This is a genomic window from Paenibacillus sp. 7516 (assembly GCF_002272715.1).
Lineage (GTDB): Bacteria > Bacillota > Bacilli > Paenibacillales > Paenibacillaceae > Paenibacillus > Paenibacillus illinoisensis_A.
Genome location: NZ_NPBI01000006.1, coordinates 406368 through 429841, shown reverse-complemented (window position 1 = coordinate 429841; position 23474 = coordinate 406368). Strand labels below are relative to the sequence as shown.

Annotated in this window: 25 protein-coding genes; 22 read left to right on the top strand and 3 right to left on the bottom strand. The window is 46.6% G+C overall.

Going from position 1 to position 23474, the window contains the following annotated elements:
• Window positions 1-75: 75 nt before the first annotated feature.
• On the bottom strand, window positions 76-972 hold the full coding sequence (gene dapA, locus CHI14_RS05330) for a 4-hydroxy-tetrahydrodipicolinate synthase (protein WP_095287370.1): 897 nt from the start codon (window positions 970-972) through the stop codon (window positions 76-78).
• Window positions 973-1095: 123 nt separating this feature from the next.
• On the opposite strand from dapA, the gene CHI14_RS05325 reads away from it, so the two are divergent.
• From CHI14_RS05325 to CHI14_RS05290, 8 genes are all read left to right on the top strand, one after another.
• Window positions 1096-1983 (top strand): LysR family transcriptional regulator, encoded by an 888-nt coding sequence (locus CHI14_RS05325; protein WP_095287369.1) that lies wholly within the window; start codon window positions 1096-1098, stop codon window positions 1981-1983.
• 275 nt (window positions 1984-2258) lie between these two features.
• On the top strand, window positions 2259-3536 hold the full coding sequence (locus tag CHI14_RS05320) for a BNR-4 repeat-containing protein (RefSeq protein WP_212676978.1): 1278 nt from the start codon (window positions 2259-2261) through the stop codon (window positions 3534-3536).
• 274 nt (window positions 3537-3810) lie between these two features.
• Complete coding sequence (locus tag CHI14_RS05315; RefSeq protein ID WP_095287367.1) at window positions 3811-4965, top strand: glycosyltransferase family 2 protein; 1155 nt, start codon at window positions 3811-3813, stop codon at window positions 4963-4965.
• Window positions 4966-4998: 33 nt separating this feature from the next.
• Complete coding sequence (locus tag CHI14_RS05310) at window positions 4999-6279, top strand: aminotransferase class III-fold pyridoxal phosphate-dependent enzyme (RefSeq protein ID WP_095287366.1); 1281 nt, start codon at window positions 4999-5001, stop codon at window positions 6277-6279.
• 59 nt (window positions 6280-6338) lie between these two features.
• The gene (locus tag CHI14_RS05305; RefSeq protein WP_095287365.1) at window positions 6339-7370 is read left to right on the top strand and encodes a zinc-dependent alcohol dehydrogenase; all 1032 of its coding nucleotides are present in this window, start codon (window positions 6339-6341) and stop codon (window positions 7368-7370) included.
• Between the two features lie 80 nt (window positions 7371-7450).
• Entirely contained in the window at window positions 7451-8695 is a 1245-nt protein-coding gene (locus CHI14_RS05300) for an MFS transporter (RefSeq protein WP_095287364.1), read from the top strand.
• A gap of 65 nt (window positions 8696-8760) precedes the next feature.
• Window positions 8761-9354 (top strand): DUF1349 domain-containing protein, encoded by a 594-nt coding sequence (locus CHI14_RS05295; protein WP_095287363.1) that lies wholly within the window; start codon window positions 8761-8763, stop codon window positions 9352-9354.
• A gap of 39 nt (window positions 9355-9393) precedes the next feature.
• Complete coding sequence (locus tag CHI14_RS05290) at window positions 9394-10035, top strand: HAD family hydrolase (RefSeq protein ID WP_095287362.1); 642 nt, start codon at window positions 9394-9396, stop codon at window positions 10033-10035.
• Here CHI14_RS05290 and CHI14_RS05285 read toward each other — a convergent pair.
• A complete protein-coding gene (locus CHI14_RS05285) occupies window positions 10032-10847 on the bottom strand; it encodes an AraC family transcriptional regulator (RefSeq protein WP_095287361.1) in 816 nt (271 codons plus the stop codon). The genes CHI14_RS05290 and CHI14_RS05285 overlap by 4 nt on opposite strands.
• 243 nt (window positions 10848-11090) lie before the next feature.
• Here CHI14_RS05285 and CHI14_RS05280 point away from each other — a divergent pair, with 243 nt between their 5' ends.
• The gene (locus tag CHI14_RS05280; protein ID WP_095287360.1) at window positions 11091-12218 is read left to right on the top strand and encodes an NAD(P)/FAD-dependent oxidoreductase; all 1128 of its coding nucleotides are present in this window, start codon (window positions 11091-11093) and stop codon (window positions 12216-12218) included.
• A 25-nt stretch (window positions 12219-12243) separates the two neighbouring features.
• Window positions 12244-12540, top strand: a complete 297-nt coding sequence (locus CHI14_RS05275; protein WP_095287359.1) for a hypothetical protein — start codon at window positions 12244-12246, stop codon at window positions 12538-12540.
• Window positions 12541-12675: 135 nt separating this feature from the next.
• Here the strand turns inward: CHI14_RS05275 and CHI14_RS05270 are convergent, their stop codons facing one another.
• Window positions 12676-14181 (bottom strand): DHA2 family efflux MFS transporter permease subunit, encoded by a 1506-nt coding sequence (locus CHI14_RS05270; protein WP_095287358.1) that lies wholly within the window; start codon window positions 14179-14181, stop codon window positions 12676-12678.
• A gap of 217 nt (window positions 14182-14398) precedes the next feature.
• On the opposite strand from CHI14_RS05270, the gene CHI14_RS05265 reads away from it, so the two are divergent.
• The 12 genes from CHI14_RS05265 (at window position 14399) to CHI14_RS05210 (ending at window position 23471) form a co-directional block, all read left to right on the top strand.
• A complete protein-coding gene (locus CHI14_RS05265) occupies window positions 14399-15001 on the top strand; it encodes a TetR/AcrR family transcriptional regulator (RefSeq protein ID WP_095287357.1) in 603 nt (200 codons plus the stop codon).
• A 28-nt stretch (window positions 15002-15029) separates the two neighbouring features.
• On the top strand, window positions 15030-15668 hold the full coding sequence (locus CHI14_RS05260) for an NAD(P)-dependent oxidoreductase (protein WP_170948021.1): 639 nt from the start codon (window positions 15030-15032) through the stop codon (window positions 15666-15668).
• An 82-nt stretch (window positions 15669-15750) separates the two neighbouring features.
• Window positions 15751-16518 (top strand): hypothetical protein, encoded by a 768-nt coding sequence (locus tag CHI14_RS05255; protein WP_249281005.1) that lies wholly within the window; start codon window positions 15751-15753, stop codon window positions 16516-16518.
• 108 nt (window positions 16519-16626) lie between these two features.
• The gene (locus CHI14_RS05250) at window positions 16627-17301 is read left to right on the top strand and encodes a response regulator transcription factor (protein WP_095287355.1); all 675 of its coding nucleotides are present in this window, start codon (window positions 16627-16629) and stop codon (window positions 17299-17301) included.
• On the top strand, window positions 17298-18674 hold the full coding sequence (locus CHI14_RS05245; RefSeq protein ID WP_095287354.1) for a sensor histidine kinase: 1377 nt from the start codon (window positions 17298-17300) through the stop codon (window positions 18672-18674). Before CHI14_RS05250 ends, CHI14_RS05245 begins: the two co-directional genes overlap by 4 nt.
• Window positions 18675-18864: 190 nt before the next feature.
• The gene (locus tag CHI14_RS05240) at window positions 18865-19227 is read left to right on the top strand and encodes a hypothetical protein (protein ID WP_212676977.1); all 363 of its coding nucleotides are present in this window, start codon (window positions 18865-18867) and stop codon (window positions 19225-19227) included.
• Window positions 19228-19229: 2 nt separating this feature from the next.
• Window positions 19230-20948, top strand: coding sequence for an ABC transporter ATP-binding protein (locus CHI14_RS05235; RefSeq protein WP_095287353.1), 1719 nt, complete (start codon window positions 19230-19232; stop codon window positions 20946-20948).
• A 162-nt stretch (window positions 20949-21110) separates the two neighbouring features.
• Window positions 21111-21383 carry a spore gernimation protein GerQ gene (locus tag CHI14_RS05230; protein ID WP_249281004.1) on the top strand — a complete coding sequence of 91 codons (273 nt, stop codon included), beginning with the start codon at window positions 21111-21113 and terminating at the stop codon, window positions 21381-21383.
• A gap of 40 nt (window positions 21384-21423) precedes the next feature.
• Window positions 21424-21804, top strand: a complete 381-nt coding sequence (locus CHI14_RS05225) for a spore coat protein (protein ID WP_095287756.1) — start codon at window positions 21424-21426, stop codon at window positions 21802-21804.
• Window positions 21801-22937 carry a zinc-dependent alcohol dehydrogenase gene (locus CHI14_RS05220; protein WP_095287351.1) on the top strand — a complete coding sequence of 379 codons (1137 nt, stop codon included), beginning with the start codon at window positions 21801-21803 and terminating at the stop codon, window positions 22935-22937. The genes CHI14_RS05225 and CHI14_RS05220 overlap by 4 nt, the downstream gene beginning before the upstream one ends.
• 28 nt (window positions 22938-22965) lie before the next feature.
• Window positions 22966-23175, top strand: coding sequence for a hypothetical protein (locus CHI14_RS05215; protein ID WP_095287350.1), 210 nt, complete (start codon window positions 22966-22968; stop codon window positions 23173-23175).
• Complete coding sequence (locus CHI14_RS05210) at window positions 23172-23471, top strand: spore coat protein (RefSeq protein ID WP_095287349.1); 300 nt, start codon at window positions 23172-23174, stop codon at window positions 23469-23471. Before CHI14_RS05215 ends, CHI14_RS05210 begins: the two co-directional genes overlap by 4 nt.
• The last annotated feature ends 3 nt before the right edge of the window (window positions 23472-23474 follow it).

Below are 23474 nucleotides of genomic sequence, written 5' to 3'. Positions count from 1 at the left end.
ATTTCATAAAACACATTGAAAAAGCCGCAGATCTGCGGCTTTTGTTGTCTATGCAAGGACGTTTAATTATAAGGTTTAATCTACTGCGTTACTGCTCACCATGTATTGATCCATATTCGCTTTTAATTGCTCAGATGCCGGCATCAGCGGCAGGCGCAGTTGATCTGAAGTAATGATTCCTTGATTGACAAGCAGCCATTTGATCATGGCAGGAGCGGGCTCTGCAAAGAGATGGTCAATAAAAGGAGCGACACGAGTAAACAGCTCACGCGAGCCCTCTTTGTCCCCATTTTTATAGCGATCGTACACCTCAATGAATTGCTCCGTGTTAATATTGGCAGATGCCAGCATGCCGCCAGCAGCACCTTCACTTAACATATCGTAAAAGAATGCATCATCCCCGCACAGGATTGGTTTGGATCCGCTTCGTACCAGCTCCGACATTAATTCCACGCCGTTGGTGCTGTCCTTAAGGCCAATAACCCCGTCTAAGTTCATAATTCTTTTCATTGTATCCACCGAGACACGGACACCCGTGCGTGCAGGGATTTCATATACAATAATGGGTACTCCCACTTCGGCAGTCACACGAAAATGCTCATAAATGCCTTCCTCTGTTGGTCTGTTGTAGTAGGGAGTGACTACAAGAACGGCGTCCGCACCGAGTTCACCAGCCATTTGTGTACGCTTGACCGTTGATGCTGTATCGTTGGTTCCGGTCCCAACGACGATGGGTATAGTTTTATTTATGCTTTGCAAGGTTTCCTTCGTGACTTGAACGAGCTGTTCCACTTCATCCCATGAAACCGTAGGTGACTCTCCAGTAGTGCCGTTAATAACTAAACCGTGAATTCCACTATTCGCCATATGTGTGATGTAGTTCCGAAAGGAAGGGATATCGAGCTGATTATCCTTCGTAAAAGGGGTGATTACCGGTACATAAATACCTTGAATCTGTTGTTCGGTTAGCATAAAATGGCCTCCATTTATGTTGAAATGACATTAAATTCACTTTACCATGGGAATTGGCATCATAGTTAACTATAATAGATGATGGGTGTTATCGATTATTTTGATAAGGAAGGGTTCAGGAACATGGATTTGAATTATTTTCAAACCTTTCGTGAAGTGGCCGTGCGGCAAAGTTTCACCAAGGCGGCAGAAGAGCTTGGCTACGCACAGTCGAGTGTAACGACACAGATTCAAAAGCTGGAAAAAATCTATCAGGTCAAATTATTCGAACGTTACAACAACAATAAAATCCGACTTACTTCAGCAGGGGAAGAATTGTTCAAGCTCTCGGGACAACTCCTGGAGATATATGAACATTCGCAGGAAAAGCTGACCAAACAGGGCGGAGGTTCACTTACCATTGCAACGATGGATTCGCTGGCTTCCTATTTTCTTCCTGCCCCGATTCAGACGACGCGCAAGCAGTATCCTGAACTGGGTATTCGGCTGCAGACCGACCGGGAAGACATGATTTTGCAGAAGGTAAAAGAGGGAGAAGCCGATGTGGGACTTATTCTCGCGAATGCTTCATCCGAATCAGGCTTGCAGTGGATCACCATCCGGGAAGAGCCGCTTGTCCTCATCGTTAATACAGATCATCCCCTTGCGAAGAAGCAGAAAATTGAACTGAGCGATCTGTCTGACGAAGAATGGATTATGCCCGAGGATACCTGCAACTACAGACAGCTGCTGGAGAGAGTACTCAGGGCTAACGGTATTCCTTATAAGGTAGGTCTGGAGCTTGGAAGCCCTGAGGCGATTAAACGAAGCATTATGGCAGGATCGGGTATCTCGCTTTTGCCTCAAATGATCGCCCTCGATGAGATCCGGCGGGAGGAACTCACCGTATTGCCACTGGAGCATGGCGAATTCAGACTCGAAATCCAGTTAGTCATTCACACCCGAAAATGGGTATCTCATGCATTGCGCCAATTTGTCACAAACCTCGGAGCCAAGGAGACTGAATGGTAACCCATTCGGTCTTTTTGGCGATAAATATATCGAAAACGTTTAGCAAAACCGAAAGTGATGAAATGTTCTATTCCATTTTATCTTGAAGCTTAAATATCAAATTTTTGTTCTATTAAAAGCATGATTTTGTATATGACGTACAGCGGAAAACTCATGTTACCATGATGATGGCGCTAACAAGCATCCAGTAAACTGTAAGCGCTTTAATTATTCCCGGCCGGGGATCCTTTCTCTACGAATTCATGTTACACCAATCATGAAGGAGGCGAATGATCTTGGGAAAAGGCAGGTTCTGGAAGATAGGCGCCGTTGCAGCACTGCTCATATCTGTACTGCCAACGAGCACAGGTATGGCAACAGCAACACTCACGGAGGTACCTTATGCCATGGATTCAAGCAATCAGGCGGGATGGTGGACGCCGCTTGAGACATATGGCACGGGAAATGAGTATGCGTACTTGGCATATAACGGCCCGGGAGGCTCAGAGAGCACACATACTGTAAATATCGCAAGACGGGACGGAACAGGAGCGTGGTCCAACATTCCGGTAATGAATGGCAGCAGCATTGCTCAGTATAGCGATGACATAGGGCACAATCAACCTTCCATAGCACGCGACGGCAGCGGCCGATTTCATGTCTTTGCTTCCATGCACAACGATAGCTGGCGTTATTTCAGGTCAGATACCGTTGGAGGCGCTCCGCAGAATCATTCTTCCGATATGCCTTCCTTCTCCACTTTCAAGGGGACATACCCCGTTCTGACAACAGCACCGAATGGGGATGTCTATCTTCTGATCCGATCAAGCGATGATTTGACGGGATATCGTTCTGGCATTTTGTATCGTTGGAACAATGCCCAGTCCAGCTGGAGCCAAGAGGCGGTCGTCGGTGCGAACGCAGGTCGTTCATTCTATCCGAATGATCTGGTTTTCGATGCGCAAGGCGACTTACACATCCTGTTTGAATGGTCTACTTTTGTTTCGAGCGCACTTCGTCATGATCTGTCTTACGTGAAGTACAGACCTTCAACAGGTACTTTCTATAAAGCAGATGGCAGTGTCATAGCTTCACCCGTATCGCTAAGTAATGTGGATATTGTCCAGCCGTTTGCTCCAACCGAGGCCTACGTCAAAGATGGAGGCGATCCAGGGGGACCGGGAATCCAGAGCGCCAAACTGGCTGTAGATTCAGCAGGCAAACCGAAGATTGTCTACCGGTACCGGGAGGAAGGAAGCACGAACTTCTCCGTGAAATATGCTTCTTATGATGCAGGTGGATGGACGCAGCAGACCGTATATAATGCTACGGCAACGAGGGCGGGCATTGATATTACGTGGACGGGGTCAGATGTTCGGGTCTATTATACGAAATATAGCGGCACCGACCGTGCATATATGGCGGTTCCGGATGGCAATGGCGGATGGGCCCAAACGTCGATTGCTCCAGGCAAACCGATTGAGAGGCTCAGTGTTGAGCGCAATGCCAACGGGGTCGACATTCTGTACCTGGTGGATATCACCAATCGCAAGCTGTATTACGGCAGAAACTAATCTGCTTCCCCACTTCTGAATAGTACCTCTGGAGAGTCAACCGCGCCGGCAGTGCGGAATCACTCCAGAGGTGTTTTTTTTGATCATATTCAAATATTAATAGAGTTCAGAATTTGAGATTTCATAATTACAAGAAATGATATAAATTTCTAGTAGATCCAAAACATTACCAAATTAAGACAGCATATTCGGAACAAGGAGGCTGGTATCCAGACATATTTTCCAGAGTGAACAGCTTGAACGCATTCCATCATATCCAAATAGGAGGGATCCCATGCTTTATACGATTATTGTGCCAGTTAACCAGGATTATAACATTCTGAACTTGTTCACCGATTCACTGCTTCGGACGGTTAGCCCATCCACACAGATTATCTTCATCAATGATGGCTCCGGCTCGGCAGTCTTTCAACATCTGGAGAAACTGAAGCAGGAAGTTCGTGAAGGGGTAACGATTGAAATTCTGCAGCATGATTTTCCACTCGGTTGCGCGGTATCCATTAACAGTGCACTGCGGCGAGCTGAGGGAGATTATATTTTCTTCCTGGATTCCGACACGATTCTGCAGCCGGATTGGCAGTCCATGATGAGAGAGACGCTGGATAGCGATATTACAATCGGCATGATTGGTGGTGTGCTGCTGTATCCGCAAACCGGTGGCGTGCAGCACTGCGGTATTGCTTTTGTAGACACCATCGGCAGACACCTTTTCCTAAATGCATCCCCTGAAGATATTCCGAAAGAGACGTTCTCGGTGCAGCTGGTTGTATTCGCCATGTTCGGCATGAAGCGGGAAGTCTACGAGACGATCGGTACCCTGGATGAGAAATTCTTCAATGGATACGAGGATTTTGATTACCAGATGCGTGCACGTGCAGCCGGATATGATACGGTCATTAACCCGAATATTCGCGCTTATCACTGGGAGCGCAGCAGCGGCATTCATCGAAATTTCAACCGGAAAAACAATTTGGCCCGCTTCTGGAAAAAGTGGGGCAGTGAGATCGAGGCTGATGTTTGGCCGTTTGTGTTCGGTCACTTGAAAGAACAGTTGAATAATCAACCCGAGCACCAACATCTGCCGATCGTCGGCATTGATCTCGCTGAAGTACGCAGTGATGCTGATACGTTCTGGACCAAGCTTGAGGAAGCTGAGATTGCACCTATTGCAGAGGTACGTGATTATTCCAACCGCTTCAATTCAAACGGGGCCATCTGGCTGCCGCAGGTACTGGGCAAGGAACTCATTCATAGTGAGAACCGGTTGCTGTTTTTGGTAGACAATTTCGCCCGTTTACTGGAAAACCGGTACTGGATCGAGATGAGACATGCCCACCGGGCCAAGGATCTGATTATCGATTTGTATGGCAATGTCATTACGATGGATCGCATCTATGATGGCTGCTGGCCTGGAACCAAGGTTCGTTAACCATTAAACCAAGTGTACAGGGAGGGACTATAGGTGAATTCAAAAGAGAGCACGCTGGACCGTGCCGTACGATTTACCCGGAATCTGGAGTGGCTCGCGCACGTCGAAAAGGTTATTCCGAGCGGATGCAGTACACTTGCCAAAGCGCCTGAACGGTTGTTTCCAGGCTACACGCCCGTGTGTTGTGCGGAAGCCCGGAATTCCCGCTTTATCGATATTGATGGGAATGAATGGCTGGATTGCGAGATGGCCATGGGTACGGCTCCTTGGGGGCATGCGCGGCATGAAGTTCAATTGACCGTCATTCATCAGTTGAAGAAAGGGACAAGCTATTCCATCCCAGCTGACATTGAATTGGAATGTGCTGATCTGATCCTTCAGCGGTTTGGTGGGCGTTATCCTTCGCTGCGGTTCACGAAGAGCGGTGCGGATGCTGTCAGTGGAGCCGTACGTTTGGCTAGGGCAGGAAGCGGCAAGAGCAAGGTGATTGCAACAGCCTATCACGGGTGGCATGACTGGTCAGCCTATGGTTATTATGGTCGCGAAACGAAAGAGCGCGGCATTCCAGTAGATATTGAACGTACAACGATCTGGGTGGACAAGCCATCACCAGAGCGAATTGAAGCTCAGATTACAGCGTCACCGGAAGACATCGCATGCATTGTGCTGTGCCCCAATGAATGGAAGCGTGAACAGCTGGAGCAAGTCGTCTCCCTTTGCCGATCACTGGATATCATTGTGATTTTTGATGAAGTCACTTCGGGCATTCGTATGGGCAAGCAGGCAACAGCAGGAGAGTATGACATCTGGCCGGATCTGCTCTGCATCTCTAAAGGCATGGCGAACGGACTGCCCCTCGCTGCCGTGATGGGACCCGAGCATTTGATGTCCTTGTCCGGACAAGTAAGATTCAGCAATGCGCATTCCAGTGAGACCACTGCACTTGCAGCAGCCATCGCATGTGAACGATTGATGCAAGCTGCCAAGGTATGGCCAAGCTGGAGGGATGCCACCATCCGAATCATGGATCTGATCGAAGCAGAACTCGTACTTCTTGGGCTGACGGACCAATTGGCCTTGAAGGGTACCTATGCAAGCTTCTACATTCACTCGATTACGGAGGATAACTTCCAATCGGATCCCTTCCGTGAGTTTATTGTAAAGAAAATGGCACACTTCGGCATTTTCACCAAAGGGTACTTTATTTTCTCGGATGCCCATACTCGCGAAGAATTGCTGTGGGTGGAAGAAGCACTCTTGCAGACCCTTTCGGACTGGAAAGAGCTGCGTAAACAGGAGCATCTTGCTCGATAACGTATTCGAAAACGTTTATAACTTCATCCCTACAGGGAATCGACTAGGAGGAATAATCCATGAAGGCACTCGTATATCAGGATCATAAACAGGTAGCGTTACTTGATGTTGAACAACCAAGCATCCAGAAACCGAACCAGGTTAAAGTCAAAATTTATGGCTCAGGCATCTGTGGCACGGATCTAAACATTGTCAAAGGCAAAGTTCCGGCAAACAAGGGAACGATTATCGGCCATGAAGGCGTGGGTACGGTTGTGGAGGTGGGCCCCGAAGTCCGTGGATTCAAGGTAGGCGACCGCGTTCTGATTGATCCCACTCAATCCTGTGGAACCTGCTCCTACTGCCGCGAAGGATTGTTCATCTATTGCGAAAACTTCGATGACTATCAGGTAGGCATGACCACGCATGGTACATTTGCCGAATATTATGTGGGGGATGAGAAATATATCTACCCGATTCCGGATTCCATGAGCTGGGAAACGGCGATGATGATTGAGCCGCTTGGTTGTGTGCTGCAGACGTTTATGAAAGCAGGCGTGAAGCCAAGCGATTCAGTACTCGTTCTGGGTTCAGGCGCCATTGGTTCCCTGTGTCAGCTCGTAAGCAAACGATTGGCACGGCTCACCGTTGGCACCGAAGTAGACCCATACCGCAAAGAGTTCGCTTCAAGCATTGCTGATCATGTGTTCTATCCTCAGGAACTGACGCTGGATAATGTATATAAAATCAACAACAACAAAAAGTTCGACATCGTAGTCGATGCGGTAGGGAATCAGCTTCATGTTGGATTCGAGATGATTGCCAAAGGGGGCAGAATCATTCCCATGGGCTATGACGACAGCTATAAGGTAACCTTCAAATCAACAGATGTAATTAATGATGGAATCAGCATTATTGGCGCCGTAGCCGTGCATTCCATGATCAGTACGGCATTGAAATTCGCGCAAAGCATTCCGGAGCTGGAGCGCATGGTGACGGCCAAGGAGCTGCTGTCTGATTATGAGGAGGCATTCAACGGTACGGTGGGATATCATCTGCGTACCGGGGAGCCCCTGCCGATGAATTCCGTCAAAACAGCTCTCATTTTATAGAAGTATAGAAGTCTCGGGATTGCCGCTGCGATGCACAACCATCCGCAGCGGCAAGGTCCGCAGAAAGAGGGGGATATGGATTGAAGTTGCTTCAGGATTTGCCGAGAAACCCGCGGTATTCCATTTTACTTGAGCCGGTATGGGCCATCCCTGGCACAATTGTCCTGTTTTATGCTCCTTTATATATGAAGGAAGCCGGACTTTCGGACATCGAAATCGGTTTGATCAATTCGGTGAATCTTTATTTTGCCTTTATATTTCAATTGTTTGCCGGTTCAATTACGAACAAGCTGGGCCGGAAACGGACGACACTAATCTTTGATCTGGTTGCGTGGAGTATTCCGATGTTTATCTGGGCATTCTCGCACAATTTCTGGCTGTTTCTGATTGCTTACCTTCTGAATGCCACCTCAAAATTCGTGACGGTGTCCTTCAACTGTCTAATCATTGAGGATGTCGAAGAACATAAACGCTCCAGAGTGTTCGGCATTCTTAACATGATTATCACGGCAGCTGGAGTATTAACGCCGATCGCAGGTGTAGTTATTGCTGATTTTGGTATTGTGCCAACGCTGGCCAGCATCTATTTCGTCGGAGGAATACTGATGACCGCGATGTTCTTCATTCGCAACCGGTATACCGATGAAACCGAGGTTGGAAAAGAGCTGATGGGTATGCATAGTCAAACGAGGGTGATGCACAGCCTTGCTTCAAGTTTGCGACTGTTCGGCAGATCGTTTTATAAACGAAGACTTTTTCCGATCATACTGATTACCGTGCTTTCCAATCTGATTCTGCAGCTGAATTTTTTTCAGGTCATTTTCTTTAAGGAACAGCTCAAGTTTGATGATCGTGTGATTTCGTTTATCCCGGTAGTGACAGCATTAACGGTCATGCTGCTGTATTTGGTCATCATTCCACGTCTGAAACAACGATCAGAGGAGAAGTATGTAGGGTTTTCCATCATATTGAGTACAATCGGAGCCGTGCTGTTTCTGTTGATACCTGTTGGAAACATAGCCATGCTGTTCCTGACACTGATCGTGCTTGCAGCCGGTAATTTTATACTGCAGACGTACCGGGATTCCCTGCTTATGAACAGACTGGGCACGCATGAAAAAGCCGATATGTTCTCTGCCGTACAGACAGTTATGACTCTGACTGCCATTCCATCTGGTTACCTGACAGGATTGCTGTACCATCATCATCCCGTACTTTTGTTTAGCGTCATTCTTGCACTGTATGTCATCCTGATGGTCATTATGTTATTCCTGCCTGATCCACAGAAACATACCCAAGTGATCGAAACATACAAAAATATGTAGGAGAAGGGGTTTTCTGTATATAGAAAGAATATGTAATACAGAAAACGAACTTGGGAGGTTACGAGATGTCTAACGTATTTGCAACAGAAAAGCGAAACCAAATGAAGTGGATGAATGAACCTGAAAACTGGTCCTACACAGAAGAGGGTGTACTTATTGTGGAGGCTCAGGCTGACACAGACTTTTTCCAGGACCCCGCGGGCATTAACGTCCGTGCATCCGCACCATATCTGGCGATACCTGTTCCAGGTGATTTTGAACTGACCACCCAATTAACCGTGGACATGAAACACCAGTATGACTCCGGATGTCTGATGATCATGGCAGATGAACGAAACTGGTGCAAACTTTGTTTTGAGTATGACGGGAAAGCGGCAACCATTGTGTCGGTGGTTACCCGGGACGGTTCATCTGATGATTGCAATTCAATTGAAGTTCCCGTACCCGATCCATACCTGCGCGTACGCAAGGTGGAGGGCTGCATTTCATTTTTTTATTCACCTGATGGGGAAGAGTGGAAACTAATTAGGTACTTTGGCATGCCGCTTCAAGGGAAGATTCAGGCTGGCGTGGTTGCACAGTCACCAACGGGAACAGGTTGTACCTGCCGATTTTTGTCGTTGGAGGTTACAAGCCCTGACTTGACTGCACGCTTCTAGGCCATTTCCCCTGCCGATCAATGGAGGGAGAAGAGATTGATGATAAAAGCCTTTATTTTGGATTTTGATGGACTGATCCTGGATACAGAGACACCCTGGTATTATGCTTTTCGGGATATTTATCAGGAGCACGGTATTGAACTCGGACTGGACCTCTGGTCCAAAAATGTGGGAACCGACTTTGAAGAGTTTCATCCGTTTCTGTACTTGGAACAGGCACTGCAAAAACCGATTGATCATGATCAGATCAAGCTGTTATCGGAACAGAAATATACAACCTACCTGGGGCAGGCAACCATCCTGCCAGGAGTTCATGAATTGCTTCGGACAGCTCGTGAAAAGGGGATTCAGCTTGCCGTTGCTTCAAGCTCCACGCGCGATTGGGTGCATGGTTATCTGCACAAGCTGGGTATATACGAACAATTTGCCGTCATTCATACGGCTGAGGATGTCAAGCGGGTCAAGCCAGATCCGGAATTATATCTTCTGGCTCTGCACAGTCTGGGGATCGAGGCTTCGGAAGCGGTTGTTTTCGAAGATTCGCCTAATGGGCTGAAGGCAGCCAAGGCGGCGGGAATTCGCTGCGTCATTGTGCCGAACGAGGTAACTCGCGATCTGGAGTTCCAGCTTCATGATCTGCGGTTATCCTCGCTGGCTGAGATCGATGTGGAAATTCTCTAACCCAGGTATTGCTTGCGTAACTCAATCGGGGAGATGCCTTCGTATTTCTTGAATACGGAACCAAAATAACTGGCACTGTTGAAACCGACTGCTTTGGCAATATCATGAGCGGTAATGGCATCATTCTGGATGAGCATTTCCTTGGCTTTCAGAAGACGATATCGTGTCAGGTACTCAAGCGGAGTCATTTGAAATTCTTTCTTGAATATCCGGTTTAAGTGCTGTTCGGTTACTTTCATCTGCTGGGCCAGCATGGAAAGGGAAATATCCTCATGATAATTCTGTTTGATAAAAGTAACGAGTCCGCCAAGCTTTAGGCGTGCATCGGAGCTTTTATAAGCACCATAACGATCTCCTTCGATCGTCAATCTGACCAGAAGCATGTAGAGCAATGCGGATACGTGCCAGATCTGATCCTTGTGCCGGGACTGCAGCGCCAGCGTTATTTCATGCAGTAGGATATGAAGCATTCCATCCGGCTTGAAGGCGCGCAGCTCCCCGATCTGCAAGGTATGCAGGAAGCGGGGCAACAAATAGCCATTAAACGTAAGACAATCAAACAACAATGAATCACTCAGATTGTGATAACGATAGGTAACTTCAGGAAACATAATAAGAGCGGTTCCTTCACGGATCAGGAATTCATGATTTTTGGCTGCGATTCGCCCGGTTCCTCCGATGCATTGTACAATGGTGTAATCCCGTGAATGGTCGCTCCAATGCTTGAATTCATCAGCATTCATCTGGATCTGCCCTGTAATCATTAGTGGCATATCGGCATCCAGCGGATTCTCCATGCTAGGTTTCGGCATCGTTGTGTAATTCCTCTTTTCGTTAAAGAATCTTGTGCGTTAATGGCGCGGATACAGCGTTAAAAGAAACCTAAATTGAATTATATTACATAATTAACATTTTTTTAAACAACACGATTGCAACATTGCATCATAGAGCGAAAACCTTTTAGTTTGGGATATTAAAATGGGGATCTCTTGCTAATTGGATGCGAAACAGTATACGCTATAATGAAAGCAGTGATAGAGGAAAGGAATGCAAGCATGAAGAAAGTCATCGTAGTAGGATCAGGAATACTGGGGGCTTCGACAGCCTATCAGTTAGCAAAAAGGGGTGCGGAAGTCATCCTTGTGGATCGTGGTGATATCGGACAAGCTACGGATGCTGCCGCAGGCATCATCTGCCCCTGGTTGTCGCAGAGGCGTAATCAGGATTGGTACCAGCTTGCCAAGGCCGGCGCACGCTTTTACCCCGGACTGATTGAAGAACTGCAGAGCGAGGGAGAAACGGAAACCGGGTATGCCCGAGTGGGGGCATTGAGTATTCATTCGGATATCGAAAAGATCGGCAAGATGGAGGAACGTGCCCATCTTCGAAGAGCAGATGCACCGGAAGTTGGGGACATTACAAGGCTTAATGAAGAGGAAACGCATGCACGGTTTCCATTGTTGGATCAACAATATCATTCGGTATATATTAGCGGCGCAGCGCGTATAGATGGGCGTGCCCTGCGAGATGCCTTAATTCGATCCGCGCAGCGGAATGGAGCCGTCCTCGTTCATGGGGATGCTGCTCTTCTATTCGATTCTGGTCGGGTAACAGGAGTGTCAGTTGATACAGAGCGTTTTCAGGCAGATGAAGTCATTGTATGTGCCGGAGCATGGGCCAATTCGATCATGAAGCCTCTGGGTATTCACTTTAAGGTTCATTACCAAAAAGCACAAATTATGCATTTGCAGGTATCCGATCAGGAAGAGACAGGAAGCTGGCCTGTGGTTATGCCACCTTCTGATCAATATCTTTTGGCTTTTGGTGAGCACAAAATCGTGATCGGGGCCACACATGAAAATGAAATTGAAGGATACGACACCAGAATCACGCCGGGCGGTATGCAGGAAATCTTGAATAAAGGGTTGGAACTCGCACCAGGTTTGTCGAACAGCACGTTTCAGGAGGTAAGAGTTGGTTTCCGTCCGTTTACGCCAGGTTTTCTTCCGGTAATGGGGTCTGTTCCTGGATGGGAGGGACTGATCGCGGCCAACGGACTTGGTGCTTCCGGCTTAACGATGGGCCCCTTTATCGGCAGTCAGTTAGCAAAGCTGGCTCTGAATCAGGAGCTGGATATCGATATCCAGCCGTATGATCTTGCCAAAGCGATGGATGAATCTTAAGAAGAAGGAATGTTGAGGTGAACCCATGACCTATTCACAGCGATTAAGCCAAGCAAGCTCTTCTGATATATCTTATCTGGAGTACCAGATCGGTGCAGCGGAGGACGAATTGAAACAAGCCGAAAGGCAGCAGATCAAATACGAGTCTGAACTGAATCAGCTCAGAGCTTCTCTTGACGATGATTCAGGTTCCATTTCATCACAGGACACCGACAGGGAGTTAAAACTGCAGAATCAAATAGCCGAAGTCAAGAGTCGTATGGAAGCAATCCGTACACGGCTAATTCAATTGCAGGATGATATGGAGAAGTTGGCAGATTGAGAGGTCCTTACCTTATGATAAATCAAACTTTTTTAATGGAAGGCAAGGCGCTAGCGATTATTCAAGTAAAAAGCGGCAGACAGGACATGAAGTTCGTCCTGATCTGCCGCTTTTTTAGTTTGTATCATTACCAATTTAGTTCGAATTCATGGAAACTTTCTGTCTAACAGGAATTTTGACTTCTTCTTCGGTTGCCTGCTTCGTTCGTTTGATGAAGAAGGAGAGTGCGAGCCCTACAACTGCTATGCCGATAATAACGACATAAGCATCGTTGATTCCCTGAATCATGGACTCCATCGCCAATTGTTCCCGGGACAAGCCGTTCGCAGCACCGCTTGCGATCATGTCCTGTACATGTGTCGTTGTACGACTGGTCATGACACTCACGAGCAATGAAGTACCGACCGCGCCAGCGACTTGTCTGACCGTATTGGAGATTGCTGTACCATGAGGACCGAGTCTTGGTGGCAGCTGGTTCAGACCTGCTGTTTGAATTGGCATCATGAGCAGAGCCATACCAATCCGGCGTCCAGTAGACATCAGAACCAAGTATGTGTAGCTGGTCGAATCGGTCAGATCGATAAAGCCAATCGTCGTTACGATTGTAATGATCATACCGATGATGGCAAGCCATTTTGCACCGAAGCGGTCGAACAAACGTCCAGTAACCGGCATCAGGAATCCCATGACGAGAGCACCTGGGAGCAGCAATAATCCGGATTCGAGTGCGGTGTAACCACGTGCATTTTGAAGATACAGAGGCAGCAGCATCATGTCTGCATACATGATCATCGTAATTGCGATATTAATGATCGTGGTCAAAGAGAACATATTATACTTGAACGCACGAAGGTCGAGCAGCGGGGCTGCAGAAACAAGCTGGCGCCAAGTGAACAAGGCGAGGGCCAAGATTCCTGCCACAAGACAGATGAGTACTTCCGCACTCGACCATCCCAAGCTCCCTGCGCGGCTGAATCCATACAGCAGTGCACCAAAACCAATGGTCGATAATGTCACACTAAGTGTATCAAATTTCGTATCTATGCGTTCCGATACATTTTTCAAATATACAAATGCACAACCGATAACAATGACCGTCAATGGGATCATTCCATAAAACATCGTTTGCCATGAATAGTTCTCGAGCACGTACCCAGCGAGGGTAGGGCCGATTGCCGGGGCGAAAATGACTGCGAAGCCGACCATTCCCATGGCAGCTCCTCTTTTCTCAGGGGAGAACAATGTAAGAATGACATGCATCAGCAGCGGCATGATAATACCTGCTCCAGCAGCCTGCACCATACGACCTGTTAGCAGTGTACCGAAGTTAGTCGCTAATGCCGATATGATCGTACCGATCAGGAAAATGAACATGGAAGCCTGAAAGAGCTGCCTTGTCGAGAAACGCTGCATGAAATACGCAGTAATTGGTATAAGTACGCCATTCACCAGCATGTAGCCAGTGGTTAACCATTGCGCCGTTGTAGCGGAGATATTGAAATCACCCATCAACTCCGGAGTGGCAACACTCATTAGGGTTTGATTCAATGTGGCAAGAAATGCACCCAGAATCATGACAAACAGTATGGGACCTTTTTTGATGTTTTTCTCATCATCTAATCTAGCCTGACGCAAGTCCATTCCATCCTTTCAATCTACACGTGACTAAATTTACAACGTGTTGTATAGTTTACATTGTATCTATTGAATTATATACATATTCCCGCAGATTACAATTTACACTTCTGGGCATATTCGTTGCTTATTTTACAGAATCGTTAATTATGTAGCTTATTGCGAAAATAAACGACTCATTATTTAAAATTGTAATTTTCTCAAATTGAAGGAGTGATACGTTATGAAAAACGATAACAAGTCAGCTACCGATCCGCGAATACTTCGGACAAGACAGCTTATTCGGGATGCTTTTGTAGATCTGCTGCAGGAGGTGGATATCGAGAAGTTAACGGTGAACCGGATTGCCGAACGTGCAACCATTAACCGGGTAACCTTCTATCTTCATTATCGTGATATTACGGATATGATGGAGAAGATGGCGGATGAGATGAACGAGCATATTGAACGGATCGTTGATCAGTACCACCGATTTGACAATCATGAGACAGAGGAGGCCTGGCCAGTTCTGGTGAAAGTGCTTGAGCATTTTGCCGATCATCCCAAATTCTATCGTGTCGTGCTCGCCTCCAAACGAACCCCTATTTTCACAGAACGGTTGTTGAAATTGCTGACTAGACTCGTTACAGAGAAAATAGAGAAGCTGGAGATGGAAAGTGCTTTTGCGCAGGCAGGCATCCATAAAGAAATTGCAATTTGGTACACTTCTTCGGCACTGATCGGAACCATTGTGGCCTGGCTTCGCAATGACATGCCTTATGCCCCTCATTTTCTGGCCAAACAATTTTCATTGATTCGCTCGTATTCGTACAAAGGCTTCATGTAAATAACAACGAAGAATGGATGTGGGACAATTGAACATTATCATATTTGGAGCGACCGGAAGAACGGGAAAGGAGCTGCTGCAGCGTGCACTTGATGAAGGGCATACCGTAACTGCTTTTGTCCGAAACCCTTCCAAACTGGGTATTTCTCATCCAAATTTAAAAATCGTGCAGGGCGAAGTTACCCGATTTACGGAGGTCGATCATGTCCTGAAAAAAGAAAAATTTGACGCAGTCTTTTCGATTCTTGGTGCGAAGAGCATGTTCAAAAGAGATCTCGTTCTTATCGATGCGCTGAAAAATATCATCCAGGCGATGGAAAACAACGAAGCAGGCAAACTGATTCATGTGTCGTTTATTGGTACTCACAGAGAGGCCGGTAAGCTCGGTTTCTTATACAAATATGTCATCCCGAACGTCATGACCAATCTGCTTCGAGATCACCTGGACAAGGACAACCTCGTAACCAGCAGCAAGCTGAATTGGATACTGGTTCAACCTCCCGTGCTCACGATGGATCGATATAATGGAAAGTATGTTCACGAAATGGAGATTCACCCGGACAAGTCTCGGAAACTCAAGCTGTCGCGTGCCAATTTGGCTGATTTTATGCTTCAACATGTGAACGATAGCACGTATGATCGTAAAGCCGTCTTGGTGACAGAGTAGGTCATCCCGGACACCATATCATGACCGCCCATAGGCGGTTTTTTTCAAATGACGAAAGGCTGGAAGGCGAGGAGGGAACGTTTTGCTGATCAATTCTATCCAACATAAACATCTGATTGAGATCATGAAGTCATTTCCCCTGAAACAGAAATACACAAAAGAGGATCTGTTAATTAAAGATCTGAAATTGGGAGCAGCAGGAAACGTTGAGATGTACTATTCTCCGCATAATGAATACATCAATTCCTCCGCCAAAGTCATGCTTGTTGGCATTACACCCGGTTGGCAGCAGATGGAGATTGCTTTTCGCACAGCCGTCCAAGCTTTGAAACGTCAGGCCACCTACGAAGCAGCCTGTCAGGAAGCAAAGGTTGCCGCCAGAATGGCTGGTGTCATGCGAACAAACGTAATCCAAATGCTTCAGGAGATAGGCCTGCATCAATTTTTAAATGTACCTAATGTAGAAGCGCTATTTGATCCTGAATGCATGCTTCTGCACACCACTTCCCTGATTCGGTATCCAATCTTAGTGAAGCAGCAAAATTATACGGGACATCAGCCTGCTATCACCCAGAATAACTTTCTATATGAAGCTGTGCTTGGGTCTTTTCTGCCTGAGTGGAGTCAACTGGACGAACCCTTAGTTATTCCGCTCGGGAAGTCAGTTGAAGCTGTGCTTCGTCAATTGCTTGAGGAGAAACGAATACGTGAGAAAAGGATATTGTGGGGCTTCCCTCATCCGTCCGGTGCTAACGGTTCTCGGCTCAAACAGTTTCAACAGAACAAGGCAGACATGCAGCATAGATTGAGCAACCTCCATATAACTGCTCCTGCCTATGAAAAGCAATGAGAGTCTCAAGCGGCAGTCTGGATAAACATCCACAGAGGGTCAACCAGGAAAATTAATAGTATAATAGTTGAGACTACTTAGAATGCATTGAAGGAAAAGGAGAAGCACATGCCGACAATACTTGTTGCTGACGATGATGCGAACATTCGCGAACTTGTCTGTTTATTTCTGAAAAATGACGGTTTCACAACGGTAGAAGCTGCAGATGGCAAGCAGGCCCTGGCGGTGTATGCCTCGACACCTGTCGATCTGGTTGTGCTTGATATTATGATGCCGATTATGGATGGATGGACATTATGCAAGGAGCTGCGCAGGGCAAGTCCCGACCTTCCCTTGCTTATGTTGACTGCACGAGGTGAAACGTGGGAGAAAGTAAAGGGTTTTGAACTGGGAACCGATGATTATCTGACCAAACCGTTCGACCCCATGGAATTGACGGTTCGGGTCAGAGCGCTGCTGAAGCGTTACAAGATTGGCTCTACACAAACGATTCAGCTCGGGAATCTTATTCTGAATAAACAAACCTATAAAGTCACTATGGGCACGGAATCTCTTGCGCTGCCGCTCAAAGAATTCGAATTGCTGTACAAGCTAGCTGGTACACCAGGACAAGTATATACGCGCGAGCAGTTAATTGATCAGATTTGGGGAATTGATTACGCTGGAGATGATCGAACGATAGACGTACATATTAAACGTTTGAGAGAAAGGTTTGTCGCTTCAACTGATTTTCGAATTGAAACGGTGCGCGGCCTTGGTTATCGGCTTGAGGTTAGTGAATGATCAGATCTCTGTATATCCGTGTGGTACTAACCTTTTTAATTTCCGTCATCGCGGGTACAATCATCGCTTTCGTGATTACCTTTTTGGTATTCAGGGGGAATATGAATGAGAATGTCCAGGAAGAATTATTGAGTTTCGGACAGGATATCGTGCGTATCTATGAAACTATTCCATTGCATGAAGCAGACAAATTTGTGGGAGGGATGAAGCAGCTCAACTCCTATCATATCCGCATTTACGACGAGGATAATACTGAGGTCCATTCCTATGGAACACTGGGTGACCAGGCTTCTGCTCGGGTGTCATCGGATCAAGTAAAGAAGGTACTGAATGGGGAGATCGTTCGTGCTGATTCGTCCAACGAATCTACAGGTTTTGTCGGATTGCCGTTCATGACGGAAGCGGGGGCGAAAGCGTTATTTATACAGCCGCTCTTATCACCGTACACTTCTTTCAACGTAAGATGGATATCCACTTTCCTGATATATTCTTTGGTCATAGGGAGTTTGTTGATTCTGATTGCTTCCATATACGTGGTGAAACCGATTAACAAACTTACCAAAGCAACCAAGCGTCTGGCCTCAGGTGATTTCAATGTCAGGCTGAATATCAAGCAGACGGGAGAGCTTGGAACCTTAGCTCGAAGTTTTGAGGAGATGACACATGATCTGCAGCAGCTTGAACAAATGCGCAGAGAATTTGTAACGAATGTATCGCATGAGGTTCAGTCGCCGCTGACTTCCATATCCGGTTATGCTCAAGCGCTCAAGCAGGTCAATCTTGCAGAGCATGAACGAAGCCGCTATCTGGATATCATTATTGCTGAAGCAAAGCGGATGTCCAAAATGAGTGACAGCTTGCTGAAGCTGAGTTTGCTTGAGTCCGATTCTCAGCCATTGCGATCTGTCACACGTAGTCTGGATGAACAGATCCGGCGCGTAATTGTAGCACTGCAGCCGCAGTGGACTGTCCGAAACATCGCTTTTGAGTTGGATCTTGAACTGATCAAAGTAACAGCGGATCATGATCAACTGGACCAGGTCTGGATGAATATTATAGGCAATGGTATCAAGTTTACTGAAGATGGTGGCATCATTGGCGTGAGCATCAAGCGGAATCTCTCGGATGTAATAATTCGAATATCCGATAATGGAATCGGAATCGACCCTGAAGATCAGAAGCGTATTTTCGAGCGCTTTTTCAAGGCGGATCGTTCCCACAGCAGAAAATACGAGGGTAGTGGGATGGGACTCGCCATCGTCAAACAGATTGTTTCACTTCATCAAGGAGACATTCAGGTGGAGAGCTATCCGGGTCAAGGAACAACCTTTGTCATCACCTTGCCGATCAACCCTGCAGAAAATCAATCATAAGTAGGTCATTGATGAACATCGGTTATATAGCATGAAGAGAAGCTGCGACAACATCGCAGTTTTTTCTTATTGGAAAAAAGGAGTGTTCACATAATTGGAAAATAACGGTTGACAGGTTACTTTTTTGTGTATACAATCGTATACATATTAATTCGTATACAAATGTATACGATGTGGAGGTGTTCTTGAAATGAGAGAACAATACGCTAGTGAGTCTGCAGAACGTCAAAATATGCGTTCAGGACGTGGACGCGGAGAAGAAGAGCAGCGTGGTGAACGGTCCAGAAGGGGCAGAGGACATGGTGAACATCACGGTAAGCGGGGGAACGGAGCGCAAACGTTCCGGCGTGGCCGCATTCTGGTTTTTCTGGAGCAAATGCAAAATCGAAGAACGACTTTGGCCAGACAGCTGGGTCAAGCGGAATATGAGCATATTCGTCCCATGATTAGTGGTGAACTGAAAGCCATTGACCAGGTCATCGATGAGTATATTCATCTCTTCGAGCTGCAGGATGAACAAGAAAGCCCTAATAAGGATTTGGAGAGTGAATAAGAATGATTCGTCGTTTCTTTTCGTATTATCGGCCTTACAAGAAACTGTTTGTCATTGATTTCGGATGTGCAGTTATCGCAGGTCTGCTGGAACTGGCATTTCCACTGGCCGTGAGCAAATTTATTAATGAATTACTGCCAGGTCAGGACTGGCCGCTCATTATCCTGGCTTGTGTTGTATTGTTGTCGATCTATGCACTTAATACAGCCTTGAATTATGTTGTTACATATTGGGGTCACATGCTCGGTATCAACATTGAGACCAACATGCGTGAGAAGATGTTCGCTCACTTGCAGAAGTTATCCTTCCGTTTCTTTGATAATCGAAAAACGGGCCATCTGATTGGTCATTTGACAAATGATCTGAATGATATCGGAGAGGTTGCTCACCATGGACCGGAGGATGTCTTCATCGCCGTTATGACACTGATTGGTTCATTCTGGCTCATGGCAAATATTAATCTGGAGCTCGCATTGATTACATTTATTATCATACCGATCATGGCCTGGGTCATAATCGTGTTTGGTGGACGCATGACCAAAACTTATCGGCGTCTATTCGGCAACGTGGGTAATTTCAATTCCCGGATCGAAGATAACGTAGGCGGAATTCGTGTCGTTCAATCCTTTGCGAATGAAGAGCATGAGAAAAAACTATTTTCCGTCGACAATGAAAACTTTCGTCAAACCAAACTGCTTGCTTATAAAACGATGGCCAAGAGCATCTCGGTCAGCTATATGATGATGAGACTGGTCACTGTATTTGTGATGATTAGTGGTGCATGGTTCTTTATTGACGGTAAAATCGATATGGGTGATTTCATGGCATTCCTGCTGCTCTCCAACATCTTCTTTCGTCCGATCGAGAAAATCAACGCAGTCATCGAGAGCTATCCGAAGGGAATTGCCGGCTTCAAACGCTACCTCGAAATTATTGATACGGAGCCTGAAATTGCGGATGCCAAAAACGCAGTTGAGCTGAAACATGTTCGGGGGGATATCCGTTTCGAGAATGTATCATTTGGTTATGAATCCAGCCGCCGTATACTGAATAATATCAGTCTGTCTATTAAACCGGGAGAAACCGTTGCCTTCGTTGGACCTTCCGGTGCAGGAAAAACAACCATCTGCAGTCTGCTCCCAAGGTTCTACGAAGTGGAAGAGGGAAGAATCACAGTAGATGGCGTTGATATTCGGGATGTGCAGCTGCAATCCCTTCGCAAGCATATTGGTATCGTTCAGCAGGATGTATTCCTGTTCTCGGGAACCATCAAGGAGAATATCGCCTATGGGGATCTCACGGCAACAGATGAGCAAATCTGGGATGCTGCCCGCCGGGCATCGCTGGAGGAATTACTTCTCACATTGCCGGATGGCATCGATACGATCATCGGTGAACGCGGGGTTAAGCTATCAGGAGGGCAGAAGCAGCGTTTGTCCATCGCCCGCATGTTCCTGAAAAATCCACCGATTCTGATCCTTGACGAAGCTACATCGGCTCTGGATACAGAAACGGAAGCTTTAATTCAGAAATCTCTCGCAGAACTGTCTGTGGGCAGAACTACGCTGGTCATTGCACACCGCCTGACAACCATCAAGAATGCCGACCGTATCATGGTTGTGAACGCGGATGGCATTGCCGAGCAGGGGAATCATGATGAGCTGGTCGCTGCTGGTGGGATCTACAGCCGACTTCATCAGGTGCAGTACAGTCATTCATAGAAAAGGTTTTTGAGTCTGAACCGCGCAATTTGCGCGGTTTTTTGCTGTTCATCTTTTTTGACTGAATAAGTGGATTCGTATCCACATCCTGTACGTGAACGGTATAAAGTGTGATTCTTACCCTTAAATAGAATATAAACGGGGGATGGGGACAACATATTCATGAAAAACGGAGGTGACGAAATGACCAACCCACCGGAACACTTGGCCGGACATGAATCTTTGGATTTGCATGAAGTTATTAATTTCAAAACGCTCTGCCTGGCAAAGTCCAAGCTGATGCAGGGTCTTGTTTTCGATCAGGACTTGAAAAACTTGATGCAAAAGGACGTCACGCAGTCCATGCAGGCGCTGCTTGATTTGCAGGCTATTTATAAAAAGGCCCCTTTTGAAACGGCAGTTCCTGCTCACAGACCAACGCCAATACTAAACTGAGGTGATCCACTTGAAACAGGAAGCAATTCATCCCGCGAAGATGGATGCATTGGATCCAGCCAATGCTCTTCATATGCCTGAAATGGCAGATATGACGTTTGCGATGGATTTTTTGATCCGTGCCAAAGAAGGGGTTCGCAATATAGCGATCGCTCTAACTGAAACGGTTTCTGCAGATGCCAGAGCAGTACTAAAACAGCAGCTTCATCAGGGTATTGAACTTCATCAGGAAATTTCGGAGCTAATGATTCGTAAGAAGTGGTTCCATCCTTATGAGCTGCAGGAGCAATACCAATTGGATCAATTGTCTGCGAATCAAACCGTCGAAATTGCCAAGCAGCAGATTTTTCCGGATGATACCCGTCGAAAAGGTTTATTTGATCGTACGCCGGATGAGCACATTGGAGGAGACAAGGCATGAAGGCAGTGACCTACCAAGGTATCAAAAATGTCGTTGTTAAGGATGTACCTGATCCCAAAATTGAAAAGCGGGATGATGCGATCATCAGGCTCACCACGACAGCTATTTGCGGATCGGATCTGCATCTGATCCATGGCATGATTCCCAATTTGCAGGAAGACTATGTCATCGGGCATGAACCGATGGGTGTTGTTGAAGAAGTAGGGCCTGATGTGACGAATTTGAAAAAGGGAGATCGAGTCATTATTCCTTTCAATATCGCGTGCGGCCAGTGTTTTTATTGTCAAAATCATCTGGAGAGTCAATGTGACCAATCGAACGAACATGGAGAAATGGGTGGATTCTTCGGTTATTCAGGAACCACTGGGGGTTATGCAGGAGGGCAAGCAGAGTACTTGAGAGTACCTTTTGCCAACTTTACACATTTCAAAATTCCCGAAAGCTGTGAACAGGAAGACGAGTCATTATGCCTGATATCGGATGCGATGACGACTGCTTTCTGGAGCGTAGACAATGCGGGAGTGAAGGACGGGGACACCGTAGTCGTTGTTGGATGCGGTCCGGTTGGTTTACTAGCTCAAAAATTTGCTTGGTTCAAGGGAGCAAAACGAGTGATCGCAGTTGACTACCTGGACTACCGTTTACAGCACGCCAAACAAACCAATCAAGTCGAGATCGTTAACTCTGGAACGATTCCTGGCGCGGGAGACCATATCAAGGAGTTAACCAAAGGCGGCGCAGACATTGTAATCGACTGCTCTGGCATGAGCGGGAAAATGACCCCACTGGAGTCTCTGGCCTCCGGACTTAAGCTGCATGGTGGAGCTTTGGGTGGATTCCTGATTGCATCCCAAGCTGTTCGCAAAGGAGGAACCATTCAGGTAACTGGAGTATATGGAGGGAAATATAACGGATTTCCGCTTGGGGATATTTTTCAGAGAAACATTAACCTTCGTACAGGTCAGGCTCCGGTCATTCATTATATGCCTTATATGTATGAACTGATTGATACAGGGAAAGTGAATCCACGTGATGTGGTTACCCATGTGATTCCGTTAAGTGATGCCAAAAAGGGATATGAAATATTCGATACAAGGCAGGATCACTGTATTAAGGTGGTTCTCAAACCATAAGCTATTTGGAAAGGAAGCGTGAATCAACATGAAATATGCGCTCCATGAAACTTTTGAAGTCCAGGAGATGGCTGCTTTCAGAACTGTTAATTTAACTAAATCCAATATCATGGTGCTGCTCGTGTCAGATCCGGAGCTGAAGGACATATTGAGGCAGGAAGTGCAGCAATCGGTAGAAGCCGTCCAGGAGCTGAAGGAGATTATGAAAAAGGCCGAACAGCAGGAGATGATGACATGAATCCAATCATTGAGCATTTGATGGGTGTGCAATCCCTGACAGACCAAGTCATCGCAATGGATTTTTTGATTACTTCCAAAAGTGCAGTGAGGAATTATGCGATGGCCGTCACGGATGCGGGTACTCCAGAAATCAAAGCGGTATTGGTTCGTCAGTTGGATGAAGCAATTCTTGCTCATGAACGCATTGTGACGTATATGCTTGAACGTGGATGGTATCATCCATGGGATACCAAGCAACAGCTGCAATTCAATATGCAGAATGTAGATACCGCCCTAGGGCTGCCTTTAAACTGAATA